The sequence below is a fragment of the Microbacterium sp. CnD16-F genome (assembly GCF_024124465.1).
In the GTDB taxonomy this organism is placed as follows: Bacteria; Actinomycetota; Actinomycetes; order Actinomycetales; family Microbacteriaceae; genus Microbacterium; species Microbacterium gawkjiense.
Map to the genome: position 1 here is coordinate 71,546 of NZ_JAMXSA010000005.1, position 24,020 is coordinate 95,565.

Here is a 24,020-nt window from a genome sequence, read left to right on the forward strand (position 1 = left end):
CTTTCGGAGGGAGGGAGGAACGATGTGAGGGGTGCTCGGTGGGGGCGACCGGGTCGCCCCCACCGAGCGGATGGGGTGGTGCGAGTGGTGTAGATCCGTCAGTCGACGTAGGCGTCGCGGACCGCGGCGGGGGCCTCGGATCCGTAGACCGTCTCCCAGGCCTCGAGAACGTTGGCGTGGTCGACGGGGAGCGAGCTCAGCGCGACGTAGGCCGGGACCTCCTGGCCCAGGATGCTCAGCGCGGCCAGGTCGGCCTCGGCCACGCCCTGGTCGAACGGCAGCTGGGCGCCGAGGCCGACGATCATCTGGTTCTTCGCCAGCGCGATCGCGACATTGGTACCGAGGTCTTCGGTGGCGATCTTGATGTCGGTGCGGCCGGTTTCGCGCGCCGCCGCCATCACACCCTCGGCCGGGACGTCCCAGACAGCCCAGATGCCGTCAAGGTCGGCGTTCTTGGTGAGCATGGCGTTCGCAACGCCCTGCGCGTCACCGGCGAAGTCGGGGCCGGCGATGCCCTGCTCCTGCACGATCTCGATGTCCGGGAACTTCTCGGTGATGGTGTTCTTGAAGCCCTCGTAGCGCTGCTTCGTCACGAAAAAGTCGGCCTCGTGGAAGATGACGCCGATCTTGCCCTGGCCGCCCAGCGAGCGGGCGAGCAGGTAGGCGCTGGTGACGCCGTTGCCGTAGTTGTCGGCCGAGACCATCGACACGTAATCCTCACCGGCGACGAAGCCGTCGGGCACGTTGTCCATGAAGACCAGCTTCACGCCCTGCTCGGCGGCCTTGCGGTACGCGCTGGCGGTGGCCACCGGGTCGGTGGGGATCGAGACGATGATGTCGGGGTTCTGGGTGAGGACGGTCTCGATCTGCGAGACCTGGGTGGCCGGGTCGAAGTCGGCGTCGGTAGTGGCTATGACCTCGATGCCGAGGCGGTCGAACTCCGAGTTGAGGCCGTCAATCTGAGCGTTGGCCCAGTCGTTGCCGCCGTAGTGCATGACGATGGCGGCCTTCAGGCCCATGCCCGCGATCTCGGCGGCCTGCTCGTCGGTGACGACGGTGGTGTCGACCGAGGAGGGCTCCTCGCCGTTCGGGCCGGTGCTGAGGACGGTACCGGTGATCTCGGCGAGGGCCGCGTCGATCTCGGCCGCGACGTCGCTGTCGACCTCGGTGGTGGTGCCGCCGCCGGCGGGCGTGCAGCCCGCCAGGGCGAATATCGCGGCGGCCGCCGTGACGGCGACAAGCGCGTTTCTGATCTTCATCCGTGTGCTCCTTTGCTGTGGGTGTTCAGGTGGTTCGGGTCGTGCTCGTTCGCGTGGTCGGGCCGGGTGAGCCGTCCGCGACAAGTGCGGCGCTCAGGCGCCGAGCTTGCTGGCCTTCAGATAGTCGAGGCTGCGAGCCGCCGCGGCGGCCTGGTCGCCCGGATAGCCGTCGAGCTCGACGGTGACCCAGTCGTCGTAGCCGGCCGCCAGGGTGGCGTCGATCACGGCGGCGAGGTCGAGGTCGCCCTCACCGAGCGGCAGGAAGGCGTTGGTGGCCAGGTCGATGTCCTTGAGGTGCAGGTAGTCGAGGCGGTCGGCGTACTTTGTGATCACGGCCGCCGCGTCGCCGCCTCCGCCCGCGATGTGCGCGACGTCGGCGCACAGGCCGATGGTCGTCGCGGCGAACAGCGCGTCGATCTGTTCGGGGGCCTGGGCCAGGCTGCCGAGGTGGGGGTGGTAGCTCGCGATGAGGCCAGCCGCGCGGGCCCGATCCGCAACCGTGCTGAGGAACTCGCCGGCGACGACGAAGTCCTCGTCACGACGGCCGGTCGAGCGGATCGAGCCGCCGCCGATGACGTAGTGGCGGGCACCCGCGGCCGCAGCGAGCGCGATGGAGCGCTCGAAGCGGGCCAGCTCGTCGGCGTGGGCGTCGGGGTAGATGAAGTGGCCGCCGCTGTAGACGCCGGTGACCTCGAGGCCCGCCGCGCGCACGGCAGCGGTGAACTCCTCCATCGTCTCCTCAAACGGCAGGAGGTTCCCGTCGAACAGCTCGATACCGGTGTAGCCGGCCGCGGCGATCGTTTCAAGCGTCGCATGCACGTCGCCGGGGGTGACGTAGAACCCGGTGCCGAGATCGGTGACCGCGTTCGGGTTGCCGATCACACCGCCCCAGGCATTGGCCTCGTAAGCAAAGTTCACCACTTCTACCTCCTTGTAGACGCCAGCGACGTCAAGCAGACGCTACCGCTTTTGACATCTGGATGTCAATACTCAGGCTGGAACGCCCACAGTACTAACTAGTAAAGTCACTAACGTGGATGTGACAACCGGCGCCGGGGACCTGCTCCAACTTCTACGTGATGGTCGCCCACGCACGAGGTCCGATCTGGTGAAGGAGACAGGACTCGCCCGCACGAGTGTCGTCAATCGGCTCGGAGCGCTGATATCGGCTGGCCTGGTGGTGCACGCGGGGACGTCGGAAGCCTCGGGAGGACGGCCAGCCGGGCGCGTCGTATTTGAACAAACTTCGCGCGTCACCATCGGCGTAGATCTCGGAGCGACCCACGGTTCAGTCGGTGTGCTCGATTTGTCGGGCAGGATTCTCCGGCAAGAGGATCGCGGGCTAGATATCGCGGAGGGACCGGAGGCGACCCTTCGATGGGTGAACGAAACTGCCTTGCAGCTGCTCGACCAAACTGGCTATGACCAGACGCGGCTTCTTGGCGTCGGGGTCGGTGTTCCCGGTCCTGTGGAGCACTCAACGGGTCGCCCGATCCGTCCGCCGATCATGCCCGGCTGGGACGGCTTCGACATCCCAAACTTCATCCGTTCGCAGCTCGACACGCCGGTCTTCGTTGACAACGACGTCAATCTTCTAGCCCTGGGCGAGCGAGCCTCTCTGTGGCCAGACACCGATGACCTACTCTTCATCAAGGTCGCCACGGGCATTGGAGCCGGAATCATCGCCGGCGGCGTACTGCAGCGCGGCTCGCGCGGCTCAGCTGGAGATCTGGGTCACGTTCAGGTCCCGGGTGCCTCGGCTGATGGACCCGATTTGGAGGCGACAGCCAGCATCCCTGCGATCGCGAACGACCTCGACTCAAAGGAACGACCGCTCAAACCAGACCAAGTCGTCGACCTCATCCGGACTGGGGACCCTGACGCTGTAGAAGCTGCGCGCAACGCCGGGAGAGCGATTGGCGAAGTCACCGCGATGTGTGTGAGCCTCCTTAACCCCTCGGTCGTGGTGGTAGGTGGCCAGCTGGGCGCGAATGTGCAGGAGATCATCGCCGGAATACGCGAGATCGTCTACCGGAGATCCATACCACTTGCTACCCAGCATCTCAATATCGTTCCAGCCCGCGGCGGTTCGGGTGCAGGAATCCGGGGGGCCGGACTCATGGTCCTCAACGAGCGACTCAGCCCAGACGCAGTCGACAAACTTGTCGCAGGTTTGAGCTGACACATCCGGCTGAATCGCCCTGGGCTTCGTTCCTATCGGGTTCCCTGTCCGGCGACGGCCGGCTGGGGTGATTCCTGGTCAGCGTAATACGCGGCCTCGATCTCGGCAGGGGTGCGGTAGCCGAGCTCACCGTAGAGGCGTGAGTTGTTCCACCACCACACGTACTCGAGGGTCGCGAGTTCGACCTGCTCGACCGTCCGCCCCGGGCCGCGGCGGCGGGCCAGTTCGGTCTTGTAGAGCCCGTTGACCGCCTCGGCGAGGGCGTTGTCATGCGAATCGCCCACGGTCCCGGTGGAGGGTTTCGCGCCAATCTCGACGATGCGATCCGTGTAGACCACGGAGAGGTAGTTCGACCCGTGGTCGGCGTGGTGGACGAGCTCATCGAGCGGCCCGGTCGCGTTGAACGCGGCCATGATCAACGCCTGGAACGGCAGCACGTCGGCCTTCAACGTCAATGCGACGTTCCAGCCGACGATCATGCGGGAGAACACGTCGATCACGAACGCGGCATACGCGAACCCCGCCCACGTCGCGACATACGTGATGTCCGCGACCCACAGTCGCCGCGGCGCGGGGGCGGTGAAGTTCCGTATCTCCGGGACGAGCAGGTCGTCCTTCAACTGCCGCGCCGAGGCGGGCGGGTCTTCGCGGTCCGATAGCCGCGGGAGGTAAGGAACCCTCGCACCACGTCCCTGAGGACACGGCAGATGAGCTCGACCCCGAACTGAGCCCGGTGCATGTCGATGAACCGGATCATCTCCTCGAGGGTCGGTCGAGCTCTCCTCCACCATCCGCAACGCCTTCTCCGCATCTCGGGCGAGTATCTCTGATTCATCGGTTCCATCCTTGCTTGGAGAACGGAACGAAACCCAGGGCGATTCACACCTCCGGAAACGGGGACCTCACCATCCCTCGCCCAGGCAGAACGCACCCGCCTCAAGTGACCACGTCAGATTCCTCAGTCTCCGAAGTCGCGTCGACGCGCATGCGGACCTGAAACCGAGCCTGCTCGCATCACCCGCCGAAGAGATACCGGCACCCCCAAGCTCAACGAACGATGTGGCGCGCCCGAAAACGAGCGCGCCACATACATCGAAGCGTTCATGTTCACCAGGCGCTCTCCAGAATGACGCCAAGGCGAATCGCGGCACGAAAAAGGAGATGGGCACTGGCGCGAAGCCAGTGCCCATCTCCTTTTTCGGCTGTTCTGCAATCAGTATCACCAACAGCCCACCGGTCGGGATGACAGGATTTGAACCTGCGACCCCTTGACCCCCAGTCAAGTGCGCTACCAAGCTGCGCCACATCCCGGTCCGATGCCCTCGCGGACAACTCCCCTATCCTAGCCGGTCCGCAGCCCCGCCGCGAACCGCCACGGGGTTCCGCGTGTCCGAGCACGGGACTACTCTGCCCGGATGACGCAGATCACGATCGAACCGGCGCGGGCCGACCGCTTCGCCGACGCTGAGCACGCCCTCACGGGCGGCGGCGACGGAGCGGATTGCTGGTGCCAGTGGTGGATGCTCGCGCCAAAGGACTTCGACACCACCTCGCAGGCGGAGCGGCGCGAACGACTGCGGATGGACCTCACCGCCGCGGTCCCCTCGGCCATCATCGCCTACGTCGACGGCGAGGCGGCCGGATGGGTCAAGGTCGCTCCTCGCCCTGCCCAGCCGCGACTCGCGCGCACGCGCAACGTCCAGCAGTCCCCCGAGCCCATGGACGACCCATCGGTCTGGGCGATCACCTGCTTCGTCGCCCGCACAGAGCACCGCTCGAAGGGAATCGCGTCGAAACTGCTCGACGCCGCCGTCGAGCATGCTCGAGCACACAGCGCCCGCGCCGTCGAGGGCTACCCGCTCGACACGGAGATCAAGCGGTTCTCGAGCAACGAGCTTTATCACGGGACGCTCTCCGCCTTCCTCGGCGCTGGCTTCACCGAGACCGCTCGCCCCGGCGCCGCTCGTCCGATCGTCGCGAAGGCCCTGTCGTGACGCGCGTCACCCTCGTTCGGGGCGACATCACGCGCCAGCACGTCGACGCCGTCGTCAACGCCGCCAACCGGGCGATGCGCGGCGGGGGCGGCGTTGACGGTGCCATCCATCGTGCGGGCGGACCCGGCATCCTCGCCGACTGCATCGCACGTTTCCCTCACGGCCTCGCCACGGGGGATGCTGGGTGGACGACCGCCGGCGACCTATCCACCCGCTGGGTGATCCATGTCGTCGGCCCCAATCACACCGCCGGCGAACGCGACCGCTCCCTCCTGACGTCCTGCTACCGTCGGGCGCTCGAGGTCGCCGACGACCTCGGGGCGACGACCGTCGCCTTCCCGCTCATCAGTGCCGGGATCTACGGCTGGCCCCTCGACGACGCCGTCGACGCCGCCGTCTCAACCCTGCAGGACACGCCGTCGCAAGTCGCCGAGGCACGCATCGTCGCCTTCGACCAGGCCATGTTCGACCGCGTCGAACGGCGGCTCGCGGCATCCTGACCCGCCTACGATGGATCCCGCGACCGGGAGGGGGATGACATGGCGGATGCCGTCCGTGTGGACTCCTGGCTGTGGGCCGTCCGCGTCTACAAGACCCGCTCCGCGGCGACGACCGCCTGTCGCGCCGGACACGTCCGGGTCAACGGCGAGAAGGCGAAGGCGGCACAGCAAGTGCGTCCCGGCGATGAGCTGCGCGTGCGGATCGCCGGCTTCGACCGCATCCTCGTCGTGCGCCAGACGATCACCAAGCGCGTCGGCGCTCCGCTCGCCGCCGTCGCCGCCGAGGACCGCACCCCCGAGCGCGAACCCGTCGCCCAGATCGCCGTCCGCGACCGCGGCGCCGGCCGCCCCACCAAGCGCGAGCGTCGCGACATCGAGCGGCTACGCGGCCGCTGACCCCGCGCGGCGACGGGAGAGCGTGCGGCGGGCGACGGCATCCGCTCCGCCGAGGACGATCGCGGTCACCGCGTAGACCACCAGGTCCCTCGGGTCGAAGGATGTGCCGAGCACGAGGACGATAGGCGAGAACTCCGCCGCCCACCGGAGCGGCAGTCCGGTCAGTTGCAAGAGTTCGACGGCGACGCTCCAGACGAGCACGACACCAGCGGTCGCCCAGGACGGCCACCGCGGGACGAGCAGCACCAGCCCGCCCCAGATCGCGACCACGTAGAGGGCGTCGCCCGCGATGTCGGATGCCGCGCCGTCCGGCGCCGTCAGATGCACGACGAGTCCCGACACGACGGCGACGACGGCGACGCCGAGCCCGATCAGCCGTCTCACGACGGCAGCTGCCCGCGCAGCCAGGAGACGGGGTGCACGGTCCCGCCGACGCCGGTCACCCGCTCCGCGAGACCGCGATCGCTCGTCACCACGACCGCCCGCTCGCCGCGTGACACGGCCTCCGCCGTGCACTCGACGATCCGATCGTCGCCGGTGCCCGGCGCCCGGACCACCTCGACACCGCCGTGGCCGTCGGGCGCGGATCGCGCCGCCCCCTCGAGGACGGCGACCACGCGCGGGAACCACCGGTCCCCGCCGAGCCCGATCTCGGCCGCGGCCACACCGTCGTCTGCGACGCGCTCGAGGCCGGCGAGGAGACGCCCCGCGGCGCCGGCACGGTCGCGCCACCACCCGTCGGGCGTCGATCCGACGACGTTCGCCGCATCGACGATCAGCGCGACCCGGGTCGGCAGCGTGGCGCGCAGCTCGGGCCAGGATCCCGCGAACCCCGGATGCAGCGGCATGTCGTCCACGCGGTCGACCGCCACCCACTCCAGGGCGTAGCTCTCGGGGTCCGCGATGACCGGCTCGAACGGGCGCACGACCGTCGCGACGAGGGTCGTGTACGACCAGACACCATGATCGAGGACACTCGTGAAGAGGGGGCGCAGGGCGTCGCCGGGCACGCCGGCCTCTTCCTGCGACTCGCGGATCGCGGCATCCGTCGCGCTCTCACCCTCGTGGCGTGCTCCCCCGGGAATCCCCCACGTCCCGCCGAAGTGGCTCCACGACACCCGGTGCTGCAGCAGGATGCCGCGCTCCGGGTCGTGTGCGAGCAGTCCCGCCGCTCCGAATCGGCCCCAGTACTTCTCACCGCTGTCGGCGATCACCCACGCGTCGCCGGGATCGCGCGGCCCGAAAGGGCGACGCGGCTCACCGGGATCGGGAGGGTGGATGGTCACCCGACCAGCCTCTCACGCAGCGCGTCGCGCGGCGCGGCATCCGTCACCGGCCGACGCACGCAGACGAGGAGATGACGGTTCCCGAGGACCGATCCGGACGGATGCCTCCTCGGGACGCGTCATCTCCTCGCGAAGCGACGCCAAGCGACCGTGAAGCGACGGCGCTCAGCGCTGGCGACGCTCGCGCACCCGCATGTTCGTGACGATCGGGGTGCCCTCGAAACCGAAGATCTCGCGCAGGCGTCGCTGGATGAACCGGCGGTAGCCCGGGTCGAGGAACCCGGTCGTGAACAGCACGAATGTCGGCGGACGGGTCGAGGCCTGCGTCCCGAACAGGATGCGGGGCTGCTTGCCGCCGCGCAGCGGGTGCGGGTGCTCGGCGATGAGTTCGGCGAGGAACGCGTTGAACTTGCCGGTCGGGATGCGCTGATCCCACGACTCGAGCGCGGTCTCGAGGGCCGGGACCAGCTTGTCGAGGTGGCGGCCGGTGCGCGCCGACAGGTTGACGCGCGGCGCCCACGTGACGTGCGCGAGGTCCTGCTCGATCTCGCGCTCGAGGTAGCGGCGACGGTCGGCGTTGTCCATGTCGTCGTCGTTCAGGCGGTCCCACTTGTTGAACGCGAGGACGAGCGCGCGGCCGGACTCGAGCACCAGGTCGATGATGTTGAGGTCCTGCACGCTGATCGACTCGGTCACGTCGAGAACGACGACGGCGACCTCGGCCTTCTCGAGCGCCGCGCTCGTGCGGAGCGACGCGTAGAAGTCGGCGCCCTGCTGCAAGTGCACGCGACGACGGATGCCGGCGGTGTCGACGAGACGCCACAGCTTGCCGCCGAGCTCCACGACCTCGTCGACGGGGTCGCGGGTGGTGCCGGCGAGGTCGTTGACGACGACGCGCTCCTCCCCCGCGGCTTTGTTCAGCAGCGAGGACTTGCCGACGTTCGGGCGGCCGAGGATCGCGACCCGGCGCGGTCCGCCGAGCTCGTTCTTCGCAACGGCCGAGATCTCGGGGAGCACCTTCATGACCTCGTCGAGGAGGTCCGCGACGCCGCGGCCGTGGATGGCCGAGACGGGGTGCGGCTCACCGAGGCCGAGGTTCCAGAGCGCTGCAGCCTCGGGCTCCTGGCGGGCGTCGTCGATCTTGTTGGCCACGAGGAAGACCGGCTTGTCGGTCTTGCGGAGCAGCCGGACGACCTGCTCGTCGGTCGCGGTCGCGCCCACCATGGCGTCGACGACGAACATCACGACGTCGCACAGCTCGATCGCGACCTCGGCCTGCGCGGCGACGGAACGATCGATGCCCTTCGCATCGGGCTCCCACCCGCCGGTGTCGACGAGGGTGAACCGGCGGTTCATCCACTCGGCCTTGTAGCTGACTCGGTCGCGGGTGACACCCGGCGTGTCCTCGACGACGGCCTCGCGGCGGCCGAGGATGCGGTTCACGAGCGCCGACTTGCCGACGTTCGGCCGCCCGACGATCGCGACCACCGGCAGCGCCGGCAGCATCTCGACGACCTCGCCGCCGGCGGTGAAACCGGCGAGCAGGTCGTCGTCCTCCTCGTCGAGGTCGTAGTCGGCCAGCGACGCGCGCAGGGCTGCGGCTCGCTGCTCGGCGAGTTCCTCGTCGAGGCCCGCGAGCTTCTCCTCGATCTGGTCGGGGCCGCCTTCGTATTCGTCTTCGGCGCTCATCGTGAGCCTTCCGTTCCCGACCGCACGACGGCCAGGACGGCGTCGACGGTCTGTGCGAAGTCCAGGTCGGTCGAGTCGACGACCGTCACGCCGGGGGCGGCGGTGAGGAAGTCGACGACCTGGGAGTCGGATGCGTCACGCTTGTGCAGCGCGGCGGCGACAGCCGCGGCATCCTCTGTGGTCAGTTCGGCGCTGCGCCGCGCGGCGCGCACCTCGGGGGCGGCGGTCAGCAGGATCCGCACCGGGGCGTCCGGGGCGACGACCGTCGTGATGTCGCGGCCCTCGACGATGACGCCGGGGCGGCCGGACTCGGCCACGAGCCGCCGGAACAGGACGTTGACCTGCTCGCGGATGACCGGCACCCGCGCGACACCGCTGACGGCGGAGCTGACGCGCGGTTCGCGGATCGCCTCGGTCACCGAGGCCTGCCCCACGCGCACCCAGTAATCATCCGGGTCGAGCGAGATCGCGTAGTCGAAGTCGCCGGCGGCGTCCACGACGGCCGCGGCGTCCGACGTGTCGGCGCCGTGCTCGAGGACATGCCACGCGAGCGCGCGGTAGGCCGCCCCCGTGTCGAGGTAGCCGTAGCCGAGCCGCCGCGCGGCTTCCTTCGACACGCTGGACTTGCCGCTGCCGGCGGGTCCGTCGATGGCGATCGTGATCGGGTCAGTCATTGAGGCTCGCAATCTTCCACCCGCGCGCCGCGAGTCCGTCGGTGGCGACGGTCACGGCGGACGGGACGACACTGATCTCGCCGAGGCCGAACTGGGCGCCGGGCGAGTGCTCGAGACGGAAGTCCTCGACGTTGACGTCGAGTTCGCCGAGGTCGCCGAACAGGCGCCCCAACTGGCCGGGGGTGTCGTCGACCATGACGACGACCGTCTCGAAACGGCGGTTCTGACCGTGCTTGCCGGGGAGCCGCTCGACGCCTTCGTTGCCGCGACGGATCGTGTCGGCGACCGCGCGGCGCGCGCCGGGCGCATCGGGGTCGCGGAGCGCACGGGCGACTCCGGCCAGGTCGGCGGCGAGGGCGTCGAGCACCTCGACGACGGGGTCGGCGTTCGCGCCGAGGATCTGCACCCACAATTCGGGGGCGGATGCCGCGATACGGGTGGTGTCGCGCACTCCCTGCCCGGCCAGGCGCAGCGAGGCGTCCTCGGCCCCGACGAACCGGCCGGCGAGGAGGGATGCCACGAGCTGCGGCACGTGCGAGACGAGGGCGACCGAGCGGTCGTGCTCCTCGGGGGTCATCTCGATGAGGCTGGCACCGAGGTCGAGGGCGAGCCCCTCCACGACGGCAAGGTCGCGCGCGGAGGTCTCCTCGTCGCGGCAGATGACCCACGGGCGACCGAAGAAGATGTCGGCGCGAGCGGCGATCGCGCCGCCCCGTTCGCGTCCGGCCATCGGGTGGGAGCCGATGTAGCGCGAGAGGTCGACACCGCGCTCCCGGAGCGTCAGCAGCGGTTCGAGCTTGACGCTCGCGACATCGGTGACGACCGCGTCGGGGAAGGCGCCGAGCTCGCGCTCGATGACGTCGGCCGTCACATCGGGCGGCACCGCCACGACGACGAGATCCGGACGGTCGTCGTCGCGCGCCAGCCGGCCGGCGCCGTAATCGACGGCGAGGCGCAGCTGGGCGGGCGAGGCGTCCGCGAGGACGACGTCGACGCCGAGGGCTCGCAGCGCGTGCCCGATACTCGAGCCCAGCAGGCCCGCACCGACGATGCGGACGAGACCGCTCGTGCGGACCGCGCGGGCGCGCGCGTCGATGGCGTCGGTCACAACTGCTCCTGAGTGGGATCCCCGGGCGGGGTGTCCGCCTGGCGCGCGAGAGTCAACAGCGCACCACGCTCCACTGTAGTCAACTCGCGTGCCCGTCCCGCTGGGAGCGTGCCCAGGTGCAACGGACCGAACTGGCGGCGGACGAGCTCCTGCACCGGGTGGCCGACCGCGGCCATCATGCGGCGGACGATGCGGTTGCGCCCCGAGTGCAGGGTCAGCTCGACGAGGCTCGTGTCGCCGCTCGCGTCGAGCAGCCGGGCCTTGTCGGCGGCGATCGGGCCGTCCTCCAGATCGATCCCCTTCGTCAGCTGCGCGATCGTCTGCGGCAGCACGCGGCCGGTGACCTTCGCGATGTAGACCTTCGTGACGCCGAAGGAGGGGTGCGCGAGGACGTGGGCGAGCTCGCCGTCGTTGGTGAGGACGAGCAGGCCGCTCGTCTCGGCATCCAACCGCCCCACGTTGTAGAGGCGCTCGGGCCAGTCCTTCGTGAAGCGCCGGAGGTCGGGGCGACCCTGGTCGTCCTTCATGGAGGAGACGACACCGGTCGGCTTGTTGAGGATGACGTAGCGCTTGCTCGTGTCGAGCTGTACCGCGGTCCCGTCGACGTCGACCAGGTCGTGCGCGGGGTCGATGCGCGAGCCCAGTTCGGTCACGACGACGCCGTTGACCCGCACCCGGCCCTCGACGATGTACTGCTCGCAGACGCGCCGCGAGGCGACGCCCGCGCCAGCGAGCACCTTCTGCAGCCGGACCCGGTTCTCGTCGGACTGGTCGTTCATCGGATGGTCTCTCCTTCGAATCCCGCGGAGCCGTCGTCCAGCAGCGGGGAGATGGGGGGCAGCTCGTCGAGGGAGTTGATCCCCAGGTGTCCGAGCAGCGCGTCGGTGGTGCGGTAGTTGATGGCGCCCGTCTCGGGGTCGGTGAACGCCTCGGTGATGAGGCCGCGCGCGAGGAGCGTCCGGACGACGGAGTCGACGTTCACCGCGCGGATCGAGGCGACCTGGCTGCGCGACACGGGCTGCTTGTAGGCGATGACGGCGAGGGTCTCGAGCGCGGCCTGCGACAGCCGCGACGGCGCCTGACCGTTGACGAACTCGGCGACCAGGTCGTCGTGCTCCTCGCGGACGTAGAAGCGCCAGCCCCCGCCGACCTCGCGCAGCTCGAAGCCGCGGCGCGGCCCCGACCGTCCGCCGTCGTAGTCGGCGACGAGCTCCTCGATCGCTCGGCGGACCGCGGCGACGGGCGCACCGACGGCCGCCGCAAGCGAGACGAGGCTCTGCGGCTCGTCGATGATCATGAGGATCGCCTCGAGACGCCGCGCGATGTCGGCGGGCTCCTGCGAACGGGGCGGCGCCTCGGCCTCGGCGGCGTCGACGCCGGCGGTGTCATCGGTCATAGTCGGCTCCCAGGGTGGCGAGGTTCTCTTCGGACCACCGCTCGGCGGTCCAGCGCAGGGTCAGCTCCCCCAGCGGCTCGAGCTGCTCGAACGAGAGCGCGGCGTGGCGGTAGAGCTCGAGGACGGCGATGAAGCGCGCGACGACGACACCGGTCTGCGTCACCCCGGCGACGAGGTCGCGGAAGTTGAGCTGGCCCGCGTCGCGCAGAAGCGTCACCACGACGGCGGCCTGCTCGCGGATCGACACGAGTGGCGCGTGCAGGTGGTCGAGGCCGACGTGCGGGATCTCCTTCGGCGCGAAGGCGAGCATGGCGATGGCGGCGAAGTCCTCGGGCGAGAGCGTCCAGACGAGTTCGGGAACCGCCCGGCGGTGCTTCTCGTCGAGGCGCACGGCACGCGTGTGACGTTTGCCCTCGCGCTCGAGGCAGCGCGCGAACCACGCCGACACCTCCTTGAATGCGCGGTACTGCAGCAGACGCGCGAACAGCAGGTCGCGCGCCTCGAGGAGAGCGACCGATTCGGCATCCACCAGTTCGCCCTGCGGCAGCAGCCCCGCAACCTTCATGTCGAGCAGCGTCGCCGCGACGACGAGGAACTCGGATGCCTGGTCGAGCTCGGCGTCGTCGTCGAGGCCCTTCAGGTAGGAGATGAACTCGTCGGTCACTTTGCTGAGCGAGACCTCGGTGATGTCGAGCTCGTGCTTCGAGATCAGGGTCAGCAGCAGGTCGAAGGGACCGTCGAAGTTGCCGAGGGAGACGCGGAACCGGTCGCCGCCGGTCTCGGTCGTGTCCGCCTCGGAAGGCGCGGCGTCGGCGTCCGGGACGTCCTCAGGCGACGGCGCCACGGGCGACCAGCTCCCGCGCGAGGCGCAGGTACGCCTGGGCGGCGGAGTGCTCGGGAGCGAACTTCGTGATCGGCACACCGGCGACCGAGGCGTCGGGGAACTTCACTGTGCGGCCGATCACCGTCTCGAGCACGTCGTCGCCGAACGCATCGACGACCCGCTCGAGGACCTCGCGCGAGTGCAGCGTGCGAGGGTCGTACATCGTGGCGAGCACGCCGTCGAGCTGGATGGCGGGGTTCAGCCGGTCACGCACCTTGTCGATGGTCTCGATGAGCAGTGCGACGCCGCGGAGCGCGAAGAACTCGCACTCGAGCGGGATGAGGACGCCGTGGCTCGCGGTCAGGGCGTTGACCGTCAGCAGCCCGAGCGAAGGCTGGCAGTCGATGAGGATGACGTCGTAATCCCCCGCGACCTTGCGCAGGACGCGGGCGAGGATCGTCTCGCGGGCGACCTCGTTGACGAGGTGCACTTCGGCGGCCGACAGGTCGATGTTGGCGGGGAGGATGTCGAGGCCGTCGACGGACGTCGAGACGATGACCTCGTTCGGGTCGCGCTTCGGGTCGAGCAGCAGGTCGTAGATCGTCGCGGTCTCGTGCGTCTGCACGCCGAGCCCGGCCGACAGCGCGCCCTGCGGGTCGAAGTCGACCGCCAGCACGCGGCGACCGTACGACGCGAGACCGGCCGCCAGGTTGATGGTGGTCGTCGTCTTGCCGACGCCGCCCTTCTGGTTGCACAGCGAGATGATGCGCGCGGGCCCGTGGCCGTCGAGCTTCGGAGGGGTCGGGAAGCCGTGGTACGGACGTCCCGTCGGCCCCATCGGGGTGTCGGTCGCCGAACCCGCCGCCGTCGATGCGCCGGTGGCCTCCGCCGTGCTCCGCTTGCTCGCCACTGATCTCCTGCCTTCGCCGTGCTCACCCGAGTCTAGTCACCGCCGCGGCCCCGACGAGGGAGCGACTCCCCCGCAGTGCCCGCCCCGGGTTCAGCGGGCGCGCGGATGCGACGTGAGGTACACGTCGCGCAGCGCGTCCACCGTGACGTGGGTGTAGATCTGCGTCGTCGCGACGGAGGCGTGACCGAGCAGCTCCTGCACGACGCGGACGTCAGCCCCGCCCTGCAGCAGGTGGGTCGCGAACGAGTGGCGCAGCGTGTGCGGTGAGACGTGGGCCGTGATGTTCGCGCGTTCCGCCGCCTGCTGGATCACGAGCCACGCGCTCTGCCGCGACAGGGGCGCGCCGCGCGCGCCCAGGAACGCCCGCGGCGTCGCCCGGCCGCGTCGGGAGAGCTCGGGTCGAGCCCGGGTCAGGTACGCGTCGACCGAGGCCCGCGCGTAGGAGCCGACCGGCACGACCCGTTCCTTCGACCCCTTGCCGCGCACCCGCAGCACGTCACCGTGCCGGAGGTCGTCGACGTCGAGATCGACGATCTCCGACACCCGTGCGCCGGTCGCATACAGGAGTTCGAGCAGCGCCCGGTCGCGGAGCCCGATGAGCTCGCCCGGTGCGGCGTCCTCGGGCGCGGGGCCGGCGGCATCCAACAGCCGGATCACGTCGTCGACCGGCAGCGCCTTCGGCAGGCGCATCGGCGCCTTCGGGGGGCGCAGCCGGCTCGTCGGATCCTCCGTCGCGATCCCCTCGCGGGCGAGGAAACGATGGAAGCTGCGGACGGCGGACTGCAGACGGGCGAGCGAGGTGGAGGCCGGGGGCGGATCGGATGCCGCCCGCTCGGCCGCGAACCTCGTGACGAGCTCGGTCGTCACGCCGTCGGTGTCGACGACGTCATGACTCCCGAGCCAGTCGAGGTAACCCGCGAGGTCACGCCGGTAGGCGGCCACCGTGTGTGCGGACAGCCCCCGCTCGATCGTGATGTGCCGGAGGAACGCGTCGACGGCGCGCGCGAGCCTCACGGGGTCTCAGGCCTGCGGTCGATCCGCGCCCACGGGGCGCGAGCGTCCGGGCCAGGGGGCATCCGGCGCACCGAGCGTCGTCCAGTCGCGCGCGCGGCCGGCAGCGGCGGCGAGGGCGGCGACGACGAGCGACGGGTTCTGCAGCCGGCGCGCGAGGACCGCGTCCACGACCTCGTCAAGGGGCACCCACCGCACCTCGATGTCGGCTTCCTCCTCCGTGCGGGCGAACGCCTCGGGAGCGTCCGCGAGACCGCGGGCGAGGTAGATGCGGATCGCCTCGTCGCTCCCGCCGGGGCTCGTGAAGAAGTCGGACAGCACGTTCCACTGCTGAGCGGTGAGATCGGCCTCCTCGGCGAGCTCGCGCTTGGCCGCTTCGAGGGGGTCCTCCCCCGGCACGTCGAGGAGGCCCGCCGGGATCTCCCAGTCGCGGAAGCCGACGGGATGCCGGTACTGCCGGATCAGCAGCACACGGCCCTCCTCGTCGAGAGCCAGCACGGCGACCGCGCCGGTGTGGTCGACATACTCCCGCACGATCGTCCCGTCGCCGTAGGTGAACTCGTCGCGGCGCAGGTTCCAGACGCGGCCCTCATAGACCGTGTCGCTGCGGGTCACCGTGACGGCGACGGCGTCGTCCTGCAAGGCGGCGGCATCCGTCACGGGTCAGTCCTCGTTCTCGACGTCGAACAGCTCGCTCGCGCGGTGCCGCTCGAGAGCCGCGGCGATGAGGCCGCGGAACAGCGGGTTGGCCTCGGTCGGACGCGAGCGGAGCTCGGGGTGCGCCTGGGTCGCGATGTAGTACGGGTGCACGTCCCGCGGCAGCTCGACGTACTCGACGAGGTCGAGGTCGGGGTTGAGGCCCGAGAACCACAGGCCCGCATCCGCGATCTGCCGGCGATAGGCGTTGTTGACCTCGTAGCGGTGGCGGTGACGCTCAGTGGCGCGGTTCGAGCCGTACAGCTCGGCCGCGAGCGATCCTTCGGCCAGCGTGGCCTCGTACAGGCCGAGGCGCATGGTGCCGCCCATGTCGCCGCGGTCGAGGATGTCGACCTGCTCGGCCATCGTTGCGATGACCGGGTGCGGGGTCTCGGGGTCGAACTCGCTCGACGAGGCGCCCTCGATGCCGGCGACGTGGCGGGCGTACTCGATCACCATGCACTGCAGGCCGAGGCAGATGCCGAGCGTCGGCAGGCCCTGCTCGCGGGCGAACTTCAGGGCGCCCAGCTTGCCCTCGATGCCGCGGATGCCGAAGCCGCCGGGGATCACGATGCCGTCGACGGCCGACAGGGCCTTCGCGGCGCCTTCGGGCGTCTCGCACAGGTCGGACGGGATCCACACGATCTGGACCTTCGTCTCCTGCGCGAAGCCGCCGGCCTTGAGCGCCTCGGTGACCGAGAGGTAGGCGTCCGGCAGATCGATGTACTTGCCGACGAGCCCGACGGTGACCTCGTGCTTCGGGTTGTGGACGGCGTTCAGGACCTTGTTCCAGCGGGTCCAGTCGATGTCGCCCGCCTTCGCGCCGAGGCCGAGGCGACGGACGATGTAGGCGTCGAGGCCCTGATCGCTCAGCGTCGAGGGGATGTCGTAGATGCTCGGCAGGTCGACGGTGTTGATGACCGCGTCCTCGTCGACGTCGCACATGAGCGCGATCTTGCGCTTGTTGGACTCCGTCACCGGGCGGTCGCTGCGCAGGACTAGCGCATCGGGCTGGATGCCGATGGAGCGCAGCATCGCGACCGAGTGCTGCGTGGGCTTGGTCTTCTGCTCCCCCGAGGCGCCCATGAAGGGCACGAGCGAGACGTGCACGAAGAAGACGTTGTCGCGGCCGAGCTCGTGGCGGATCTGCCGCGCCGACTCGATGAACGGCTGCGACTCGATGTCACCGACGGTGCCGCCGACCTCGGTGATGATGACGTCGGGGCGGGGCTCTTCGCTCGCCTGCAGCCGCATCCGGCGCTTGATCTCGTCGGAGATGTGCGGGATGACCTGGACGGTGTCGCCGAGGTACTCGCCGCGGCGCTCCTTGGCGATGACCTCGGAGTAGATCTGACCGGTCGTGACGTTGGCCGCCTGGCTCAGCTCGATGTCGAGGAAGCGCTCGTAGTGGCCGATGTCGAGGTCGGTTTCGGCGCCGTCGTCGGTGACGAAGACCTCACCGTGCTGGAACGGGTTCATCGTCCCCGGGTCGACGTTCAGGTACGGGTCGAGCTTCTGCATGACGACGCGCAGGCCGCGAGCGGTGAGCAGATTGCCGAGGCTGGCGGCGGTCAGGCCCTTGCCGAGAGACGAAACGACACCACCCGTCACGAAGATGTGCTTGGTGATGTCGTTGTTTTTGCGTCCCGCGCCCGAAGAGTCCGTCACGGGCTTTCACTCTATCAGCCCCGTCGGGTGCCCCGCCCGGAGTGCGAGCGGGTGTCGCTCAGCGGGCGCGGCCGAGCGCGAGGAGTTCGCGCGCGTGGTCGAGCGCGACCTCCGAGTCGGCCATGCCCGAGAGCAGCCGCGCCATCTCGGCCGCCCGTTCCTCGCCCTCGAGCCGCCGCACGCTCGACGCGGTCACCGACCCGTCGTTGGCCTTGACGACCGAGAGGTGGTTGCCGGCGAACGCGGCGACCTGGGCGAGGTGGGTGACGGCGATCACCTGGCTCGTCTCCGCGAGCTTCGCGAGCCGCCGGCCGACCTCGATCGCCGCAGCGCCGCCGATGCCGGCATCCACCTCGTCGAAGACGAACGTCGGAACGGGGTCGGTCGCGGCGATGACGACCTCGATGGCCAGCATGACCCGGCTGAGTTCGCCGCCCGACGCGCCGCGCGCGACGGGGCGGGGCGACGCGCCCGGATGCGGCGCGAGCTGGATCGTGACGACGTCGCGACCGTGCGCGGCCTCGGGGCCGGGCTCGACGGCGACGGTCACGGTGGCGTCGGGCAGGGCGAGGTGACGGAGCTCGTCGGTGACCGCCTCCCCCAGACGGGATGCCGCCGCTCGCCGCGCGTCGGTCAGCTCCGTCGCGCGCGCGTCGAGCTCATCGCGCAGCCGGTCCCGTTCGGCCGTCAGCCGGTCGATGCGGTCGCCGTCGTCGTCGAGCTCGGCCAGGCGCGCAGAGCCGGAGGCGAGCAGTTCGAGAGCAGCCTCGAGCGAGCCGTGCACGCGGACGAGCCCGTTCATGGCCGCCCGGCGCTCCTCGACGGCCGCGAGTTCGTGGGGGCCGCCCTCGTCGAGGTCGGCGAGGTAGCCGCTCAGCTCACCCGCGACGTCGGCGACGCGGTAGCCGAGCTCCTCGATGACGGCGGCGTGAGCGCGCAGCGCCTCGTCGGACCCGGCCGCGCGCTCGAGCGCGCGACGCGCCTCGGCGAGCAGCCCCTGCACGTCGGGCAGATCGTCTTCGTTCGACAGCGCGGCGTGCGCCGTCGCCGCCGCCAGCCGCAGCTCCTCGGCGTTGGCGAGGCGCTCGGCGCGCTGCGCGAGCTCCGTGTCCTCACCGGGCTGGGGGTCGACCGCCTCGATGTCCGCGATCGCCGCGCGCAACTCCTCCGCCTCGTGGACGCGGGCGTCCTGTTCGGTCGTGAGGGTCTCGAGGTCAGCGGCGGCGGTGCGCCAGGCATCCCACACCGCGCGGTAGCGCCCCTGCGCCTCGGCGACCGGAGCGCCGCCGAACCGGTCGAGCGCCTCGCGCTGCGCCGCGGCCGACGTGAGCCGCAGCTGATCGGACTGACCGTGGACGACGACGAGCTGGTCTGCGAGGTCGGCGAGCACGCCGGCCGGAGCGGTGCGGCCGCCGACGGTCGCGCGGCTGCGGCCCTCGCTCGAGAGCGTGCGTCCGAGGTAGAGCTCGGCGCGGCCGTCCCCGAGGGGTTCGATGTCGCCCCCGGCATCCCGCACCCGTTCGACGACGGGCCCGTCCTCGGGCACGATCCACACGCCGTCGACCGCGGCTTGCTCGGCACCGGCGCGGACCGCGCCGGAATCGGCCCGCTGGCCGAGCAGCAGGCCGAGACCCGTGACGACCATCGTTTTGCCGGCGCCCGTCTCACCGGTGATCGCGGTGAAGCCGGGACCGATCGGCAGGGTCGCCCCCGCGATGACCCCGAGGTCGCGGAGGCGGATCTGCTCGATCACGGCGTCGCCTCCGTGGCACCCCGCCAGCCCGCGACGGGCAGCTGGAACTTGCGGACGAGCCGATCGGTGAAGACCGACGGATGCAGTCGCGCGAGGCGCACGGGTCGCGTGGACCGTCGCACCACGACCCGCGCTCCCGGCGGCAGGTCGTGCGAGCGGCGGCCGTCGCTCCACAGCACGGCGCGGCCCTGGTTGCGCTCGAGGACGTCGATCGACACGGAGGTCTCGGGTCCCAGCACGACCGGCCGCGCGAACAGCGCGTGCGCCGACAGCGGCACGAGGCACAGCGCCTGCACCGACGGCCAGACGACGGGTCCGCCGGCCGAGAAGTTGTACGCCGTCGAGCCCGTCGGAGTCGCGACGACGACGCCGTCGCAGCCGAACGACGACAGCGGACGACCGTCGATCTCGATCATCACCTCGAGCATCCGCTCCCGGGATGCCTTCTCCACCGTCGCCTCGTTGAGCGCCCAGGTCCGGTACACGACGGCGTCCTGCGCGTCGCGCACCTCGACCGACAGCGTCATCCGCTCGTGGATCTCGTAATCGCGCGCGAGCGCACGACCGATCGCCTCGTCGATGTCGTCCGCCTCGAGTTCGGCGAGGAAGCCGACGTGCCCCATGTTGACGCCCAGGATCGGGACGGATGCCGCGCGCACCAGCTCGGCCGCGCGCAGGATCGTGCCGTCGCCGCCCAGGACGATCGCGACCTCGATGTCGGTGACGTCGACGCCGCCCTCGCCGAGGATCGCCGTGTCGAGGTCGCCGAGGACCACCGCGAGTTCCGGATCGTCGCCGGGGAGGACAGGCTGCAGACCGGCCTCGTGCACGGCGGCGACGACGCGCCGCGCCCCCTCGACGGTGTTCTCCCGCAGCGCGTGCGCCACCACGAGGATGTTGCGCGTCGCGTCGGTCATGCGGCTCCCGCCAGTCGGTTCACGGTGTCCAACCATTGTGTCGGATTCGCGTCGTCGGTCGTCCCGGGACGCAGGTGGATGAGGAACTCCCGATTGCCGTGGGTGCCCGCGATCGGCGACGCGATGACGCCGTGCGTGCCGAGGCCGGCGTCCCACGCCGACCAGAGGACGGTCGCGACGGCATCTGCTCGGCGCCCGGCATCCGTCACCAGTCCTTCCCGCACGCCCGTGCGGCCGACCTCGAACTGGGGCTTCACGAGCAGGACGAGATCGGCGTCCGCCGCGCAGACCGCCGCCGCAGCCGGCAGGACGTGAGTGAGGGAGATGAACGAGAGGTCGCCCGTGACGAGCGAGGGGACGTCGGCGGCGCCGGCCGCCTCGGCAAGCGACGCGGCGGTCATGTGCCGGACGTTGAACCCCTCGACCGCGACGACCTCGGGAAGGGCGGCGATGTCGGCGGCGAGCTGTCCGTGCCCGACGTCGACGGCCAGCACGCGGACGGCGCCCCGCTCGACGAGCACCTGCGTGAATCCGCCCGTCGACGCTCCCATGTCGAGCGCGACGCGGCCCCGCGGGTCGACCGCGAACGCGTCGAGCGCCGCGATCAGCTTGTGCGCGGCGCGACTGACGTAGTGATCGGATGCCGCGACCTCGATCAGCTGATCGTCACCGACCTTCACCGACGACTTCACGACCGGCTGACCGTCGACGCTCACGAGTCCGGCGTCGATGAGCTGCGCCGCGCGCGTGCGCGAGCGTGCGAGTCCGCGGGCGGCGACGGCCGCGTCGAGACGGGTCGTCATGCGTGGGTGTCGCGCGGGCCCGACTCGAGGCGCTTGGCCAACTCGTCGTGCAGGAGCGCGTAGGCGGCGGCCCGTTCGGCGAGGGGCTGATCCTCGATGACCTCGAGCGTCGAGAGCAGGTCTTCGCGGCGGACCGGACCGTCAGCGGCATCCATCGACATGCGTCCCACCCTACGCGGCGCGACGGCTGCCGCGGGCGGGCGCGCTCAGCGGCGGTGGAACGGGTCGGCGTAGAGCTGTTCGGGCACCCGGAAGCCGTAGATCGCGCGGCCGGTGTTCCAGATCGCCGCGGCACCGGCACGGACGAGATCGATCGGACGATCCCCCGCGGACAGGATGTGGATGTCCGGGCCGTCGATGCGGACCGACGCGCCGCCGACCGTCGTGACGTCGCCCTTGACGATCGTCTCGGGGTACGGCTCGTGCAGCTCCCGGAGGTCCCCCACGATGAACGTCGGTCGCGACACGGTCGGTGCGGCGAGCACGTGCTTCGGCCGATCGATGCCGGTCAGGACCAGCACGGAGTCGATCCCCGCCGCCTGCGCGCCGGCGATGTCGGTGTCGAGCCGGTCCCCGATGAAGAGCGGATGCCGCGCCCCGAATCGCGCGACGGCCTCGTCGAAGATCGGCCGTTCGGGCTTGCCGGCGACCGTCGCGAGCCGACCGACGGCGGTGTGGACGGCCGAGACCAGGGTTCCGTTGCCCGGGGCGATACCTCGGGCCTGCGGGATGGTCCAGTCCGTGTTGGTCGCGATCCACGGGATCCCGCCCTGGTCCTCGGGGAGGGCGAGCGCGTAGGCCGCTTCGGCGAGCTGAGCCCAGCCGACCTCCGGGGCGAATCCCTGCACGACGGCCGCGGGCCGGTCGTCGGCGCTGCGGGTGACGGTGAACCCGGCCTTCTCGAGTTCGTACACGAGACCGTCGCCGCCGACCACGAGAACAGTCGCGCCCTCCGGCACGCGGTCGCGCAGCAGCCGGACAGCCGCTTGGGGGCTCGTCACGACCTCGTGGGGCTGCGTCTCGAGACCGAGCCCGGTGAGGTGCCCGGCGACGACGCTGTCGCGTCGCGACGCGTTGTTGGTGATGTAGCCGAGGGGACGGTCCGCCCGGGCCCGCGTCAGACTCTCGACGGCGTGCGGAATCGCACCGTCACCGGCGTAGACGACGCCGTCGAGGTCGGCGAGGATCAGGTCGACGCCGTTGAGCGGCGTCGGACGAGAGCGCGAGAACAGCCCCATCAGGCGCGCTCCCCCGGGCCGTCCTCCTGACCGGATGCCACATCGCCGGCCGGCTCATCGGTCTCGGTCTCGTCGATTTCGGCCGGCCCATCGGTCTCGATCTCGTCGATCTCGTCGATCTCGATGGTCTCGGAGTCGGCGTCGATCTCGCCGAGAGCCGCGGCGGCGACGTCGGCCCGCTGCTGCCACTGGGCAGCTTCGTCGTCACGACCGAGCTCCTCGAGCACGGCTGCGCGTGCGGCGAAGAGGCCCGGGCTCCACGGGTAGGCGGTGTCGGGGTCGAGTTCGGGGATGTCCAACTCCTGCAGCGCCCGCTCGGGTTCACCGAGGTCGAGGCGCGCTCCGGACATTGCGATCGCGAGCTCGACGCGGACCTCGGTCGGCAGGCTTGCGCGATCGACCGCGCGTCCCACTTCGAGCGCGCGGTCCGGCCGACCGACGCCACGCTCGCTGTCGACCATGAGGGCGATCTGGTCGTCGCGACCCGAGATCCGTCGGAACGTCCGCAGCTCGCGGAGCGCGAGGGCGAAGTCGCCCACGGCGTAGGCCGTGATCGCGACGGTTTCGCGGACGACGGCGATGCGGCCGGCGCTTCGGGATGCCGCGAGGGCGTGCTCGTGTGCGAGCGCAGGATCCTCGTCCATGAGACGCGCGGCCATCGCGAGGTGCCGGGCGACCTGTTCGGCGTTGTCCTTGCTCAAGGTCTTCAGCTCGTTGCGCGCGGCACCGTTGAGGTCGCGGGCCGTCACGTGGTCGGGGACGACCGGTCCGGCGGGGACGTTCCGGCGGTCCGAACCCTGCGGCGGGCGCGAGGCGCGACGGTCGCCGTCACGCCCCTCGAAGGGGCGACGGTCGCCGTCACGGCGAGGGTACGAGGGTCGGTCCCCGTCTCGACGCGGGTACGAAGGCCGCTCGCCGTCGCGCTTCGGGTACGAGGGACGGTCCCCTTCGCGGCGCGGGTACGACGGCAGGTCACCGTCACGCTTCTCGTACGGACGGCGCTCCCCGTCTCGACGCGGGTACGACGGCCGATCGCCATCACGCTTCTCGTACGGACGACGCTCCCCGTCGCGCTTCGGGTACGAAGGCCGGTCGCCGTCACGGCGAGGGTACGAGGGCCGGTCACCATCGCGCTTCTCGTACGGACGACGCTCCCCGTCGCGCTTCGGGTACGAAGGCCGGTCGCCATCACGCTTCTCGTACGGACGACGCTCGCCGTCACGACGCGGATACGACGGACGATCTCCATCGCGCTTTTCATACGGACGACGCTCACCGTCGCGCTTCGGGTACGACGGCCGGTCACCATCACGCTTCGCGTTCGAACGACGCTCACCGTCACGCTTCGGATACGACGGACGATCCCCATCCCGCTTCGCGTTCGGACGACGCTCGGATGGGCGACGGTCGCGATCGGTGGGCTCCGACCGCCCGCGATCCCGCGGTCGCTCGTCTCGCGATCGCGAGGAAGCAGGCGTGAACTTCCGCTTACCGCCCGACCGTCCAGGGCGCTCTTCGTCCGTCATCTTCTCTGTCCTCCCACGTACGCGTTAACGAGAAATGGCCACCCAACTCTGGGTGGCCATTTCACGAAAGAAGTCCGGCGGTGTCCTACTCTCCCACAGGGTCCCCCCTGCAGTACCATCGGCGCTGTGAGGCTTAGCTTCCGGGTTCGGAATGTGACCGGGCGTTTCCCTCACGCTATGGCCGCCGAAAC

24 protein-coding genes, 1 tRNA gene, 1 rRNA gene and 1 pseudogene are annotated in these 24,020 nt (G+C 70.5%); 4 read left to right on the forward strand and 23 right to left on the reverse strand.

Annotated elements, in window-relative coordinates:
- Positions 1-98: 98 nt before the first annotated feature.
- Both NH287_RS02665 and NH287_RS02670 read right to left on the reverse strand, forming a co-directional pair.
- The gene (locus NH287_RS02665; protein WP_253034377.1) at positions 99-1,259 is read right to left on the reverse strand and encodes a substrate-binding domain-containing protein; all 1,161 of its coding nucleotides are present in this window, start codon (positions 1,257-1,259) and stop codon (positions 99-101) included.
- 93 nt (positions 1,260-1,352) lie between these two features.
- Complete coding sequence (locus NH287_RS02670) at positions 1,353-2,180, reverse strand: sugar phosphate isomerase/epimerase (protein WP_253034378.1); 828 nt, start codon at positions 2,178-2,180, stop codon at positions 1,353-1,355.
- A 112-nt stretch (positions 2,181-2,292) separates the two neighbouring features.
- On the opposite strand from NH287_RS02670, the gene NH287_RS02675 reads away from it, so the two are divergent.
- Entirely contained in the window at positions 2,293-3,441 is a 1,149-nt protein-coding gene (locus tag NH287_RS02675) for an ROK family protein (protein WP_253034379.1), read from the forward strand.
- Between the two features lie 32 nt (positions 3,442-3,473).
- Here NH287_RS02675 and NH287_RS02680 read toward each other — a convergent pair.
- Positions 3,474-4,031: pseudogene (locus NH287_RS02680) on the reverse strand (IS3 family transposase); the annotation flags it as partial.
- Between the two features lie 647 nt (positions 4,032-4,678).
- Positions 4,679-4,752 (reverse strand) — tRNA-Pro (locus NH287_RS02685).
- 104 nt (positions 4,753-4,856) lie between these two features.
- Here NH287_RS02685 and NH287_RS02690 point away from each other — a divergent pair.
- From NH287_RS02690 to NH287_RS02700, 3 genes are read left to right on the forward strand one after another with little or no spacing between them, the layout of a single operon-like run.
- Positions 4,857-5,435, forward strand: coding sequence for a GNAT family N-acetyltransferase (locus NH287_RS02690; RefSeq protein ID WP_253034381.1), 579 nt, complete (start codon positions 4,857-4,859; stop codon positions 5,433-5,435).
- Positions 5,432-5,935: an O-acetyl-ADP-ribose deacetylase gene (locus NH287_RS02695; protein ID WP_253034382.1), complete on the forward strand. Its 504-nt coding sequence runs from the start codon at positions 5,432-5,434 to the stop codon at positions 5,933-5,935. The genes NH287_RS02690 and NH287_RS02695 overlap by 4 nt, the downstream gene beginning before the upstream one ends.
- Positions 5,936-5,974: 39 nt before the next feature.
- Positions 5,975-6,331, forward strand: coding sequence for an RNA-binding S4 domain-containing protein (locus NH287_RS02700; protein WP_064002377.1), 357 nt, complete (start codon positions 5,975-5,977; stop codon positions 6,329-6,331).
- Here NH287_RS02700 and NH287_RS02705 read toward each other — a convergent pair.
- From NH287_RS02705 to rrf, 19 genes are all read right to left on the reverse strand, one after another.
- A complete protein-coding gene (locus tag NH287_RS02705) occupies positions 6,317-6,715 on the reverse strand; it encodes a DUF2809 domain-containing protein (RefSeq protein ID WP_253034383.1) in 399 nt (132 codons plus the stop codon). The genes NH287_RS02700 and NH287_RS02705 overlap by 15 nt on opposite strands.
- Complete coding sequence (locus NH287_RS02710; RefSeq protein ID WP_253034384.1) at positions 6,712-7,617, reverse strand: NUDIX hydrolase; 906 nt, start codon at positions 7,615-7,617, stop codon at positions 6,712-6,714. The genes NH287_RS02705 and NH287_RS02710 overlap by 4 nt, the downstream gene beginning before the upstream one ends.
- 165 nt (positions 7,618-7,782) lie before the next feature.
- Complete coding sequence (der, locus tag NH287_RS02715; RefSeq protein WP_253034385.1) at positions 7,783-9,306, reverse strand: ribosome biogenesis GTPase Der; 1,524 nt, start codon at positions 9,304-9,306, stop codon at positions 7,783-7,785.
- Positions 9,303-9,980 carry a (d)CMP kinase gene (cmk, locus tag NH287_RS02720; protein WP_253034386.1) on the reverse strand — a complete coding sequence of 226 codons (678 nt, stop codon included), beginning with the start codon at positions 9,978-9,980 and terminating at the stop codon, positions 9,303-9,305. The genes der and cmk overlap by 4 nt, the downstream gene beginning before the upstream one ends.
- The gene (locus NH287_RS02725) at positions 9,973-11,088 is read right to left on the reverse strand and encodes a prephenate dehydrogenase (RefSeq protein WP_064002381.1); all 1,116 of its coding nucleotides are present in this window, start codon (positions 11,086-11,088) and stop codon (positions 9,973-9,975) included. The genes cmk and NH287_RS02725 overlap by 8 nt, the downstream gene beginning before the upstream one ends.
- Positions 11,085-11,867 carry a pseudouridine synthase gene (locus NH287_RS02730; RefSeq protein WP_217528247.1) on the reverse strand — a complete coding sequence of 261 codons (783 nt, stop codon included), beginning with the start codon at positions 11,865-11,867 and terminating at the stop codon, positions 11,085-11,087. Before NH287_RS02730 ends, NH287_RS02725 begins: the two co-directional genes overlap by 4 nt.
- Positions 11,864-12,484: an SMC-Scp complex subunit ScpB gene (gene scpB, locus NH287_RS02735; RefSeq protein WP_253034387.1), complete on the reverse strand. Its 621-nt coding sequence runs from the start codon at positions 12,482-12,484 to the stop codon at positions 11,864-11,866. The genes NH287_RS02730 and scpB overlap by 4 nt, the downstream gene beginning before the upstream one ends.
- Positions 12,474-13,328 carry a ScpA family protein gene (locus tag NH287_RS02740; protein WP_253034388.1) on the reverse strand — a complete coding sequence of 285 codons (855 nt, stop codon included), beginning with the start codon at positions 13,326-13,328 and terminating at the stop codon, positions 12,474-12,476. The genes scpB and NH287_RS02740 overlap by 11 nt, the downstream gene beginning before the upstream one ends.
- Positions 13,312-14,145: a ParA family protein gene (locus NH287_RS02745; protein WP_064002506.1), complete on the reverse strand. Its 834-nt coding sequence runs from the start codon at positions 14,143-14,145 to the stop codon at positions 13,312-13,314. Before NH287_RS02745 ends, NH287_RS02740 begins: the two co-directional genes overlap by 17 nt.
- A gap of 162 nt (positions 14,146-14,307) precedes the next feature.
- Positions 14,308-15,231 carry a site-specific tyrosine recombinase XerD gene (xerD, locus tag NH287_RS02750; protein ID WP_253034389.1) on the reverse strand — a complete coding sequence of 308 codons (924 nt, stop codon included), beginning with the start codon at positions 15,229-15,231 and terminating at the stop codon, positions 14,308-14,310.
- A gap of 6 nt (positions 15,232-15,237) precedes the next feature.
- Positions 15,238-15,888 carry an NUDIX hydrolase gene (locus NH287_RS02755; protein WP_253034390.1) on the reverse strand — a complete coding sequence of 217 codons (651 nt, stop codon included), beginning with the start codon at positions 15,886-15,888 and terminating at the stop codon, positions 15,238-15,240.
- A gap of 3 nt (positions 15,889-15,891) precedes the next feature.
- The gene (locus NH287_RS02760; protein WP_253034391.1) at positions 15,892-17,592 is read right to left on the reverse strand and encodes a CTP synthase; all 1,701 of its coding nucleotides are present in this window, start codon (positions 17,590-17,592) and stop codon (positions 15,892-15,894) included.
- Between the two features lie 58 nt (positions 17,593-17,650).
- Positions 17,651-19,345, reverse strand: a complete 1,695-nt coding sequence (recN, locus tag NH287_RS02765) for a DNA repair protein RecN (RefSeq protein ID WP_253034392.1) — start codon at positions 19,343-19,345, stop codon at positions 17,651-17,653.
- Complete coding sequence (locus NH287_RS02770; RefSeq protein ID WP_253034393.1) at positions 19,342-20,262, reverse strand: NAD kinase; 921 nt, start codon at positions 20,260-20,262, stop codon at positions 19,342-19,344. The genes recN and NH287_RS02770 overlap by 4 nt, the downstream gene beginning before the upstream one ends.
- Positions 20,259-21,065, reverse strand: coding sequence for a TlyA family RNA methyltransferase (locus tag NH287_RS02775; RefSeq protein WP_253034394.1), 807 nt, complete (start codon positions 21,063-21,065; stop codon positions 20,259-20,261). Before NH287_RS02775 ends, NH287_RS02770 begins: the two co-directional genes overlap by 4 nt.
- Positions 21,062-21,226 (reverse strand): hypothetical protein, encoded by a 165-nt coding sequence (locus tag NH287_RS02780; RefSeq protein ID WP_157532573.1) that lies wholly within the window; start codon positions 21,224-21,226, stop codon positions 21,062-21,064. Before NH287_RS02780 ends, NH287_RS02775 begins: the two co-directional genes overlap by 4 nt.
- 45 nt (positions 21,227-21,271) lie before the next feature.
- Positions 21,272-22,303 (reverse strand): HAD-IIA family hydrolase, encoded by a 1,032-nt coding sequence (locus NH287_RS02785; RefSeq protein ID WP_253034395.1) that lies wholly within the window; start codon positions 22,301-22,303, stop codon positions 21,272-21,274.
- A complete protein-coding gene (locus NH287_RS02790) occupies positions 22,303-23,052 on the reverse strand; it encodes a hypothetical protein (RefSeq protein ID WP_253034396.1) in 750 nt (249 codons plus the stop codon). Before NH287_RS02790 ends, NH287_RS02785 begins: the two co-directional genes overlap by 1 nt.
- A gap of 849 nt (positions 23,053-23,901) precedes the next feature.
- Positions 23,902-24,018 (reverse strand): 5S ribosomal RNA (gene rrf / locus NH287_RS02795).
- Positions 24,019-24,020: the final 2 nt, after the last annotated feature.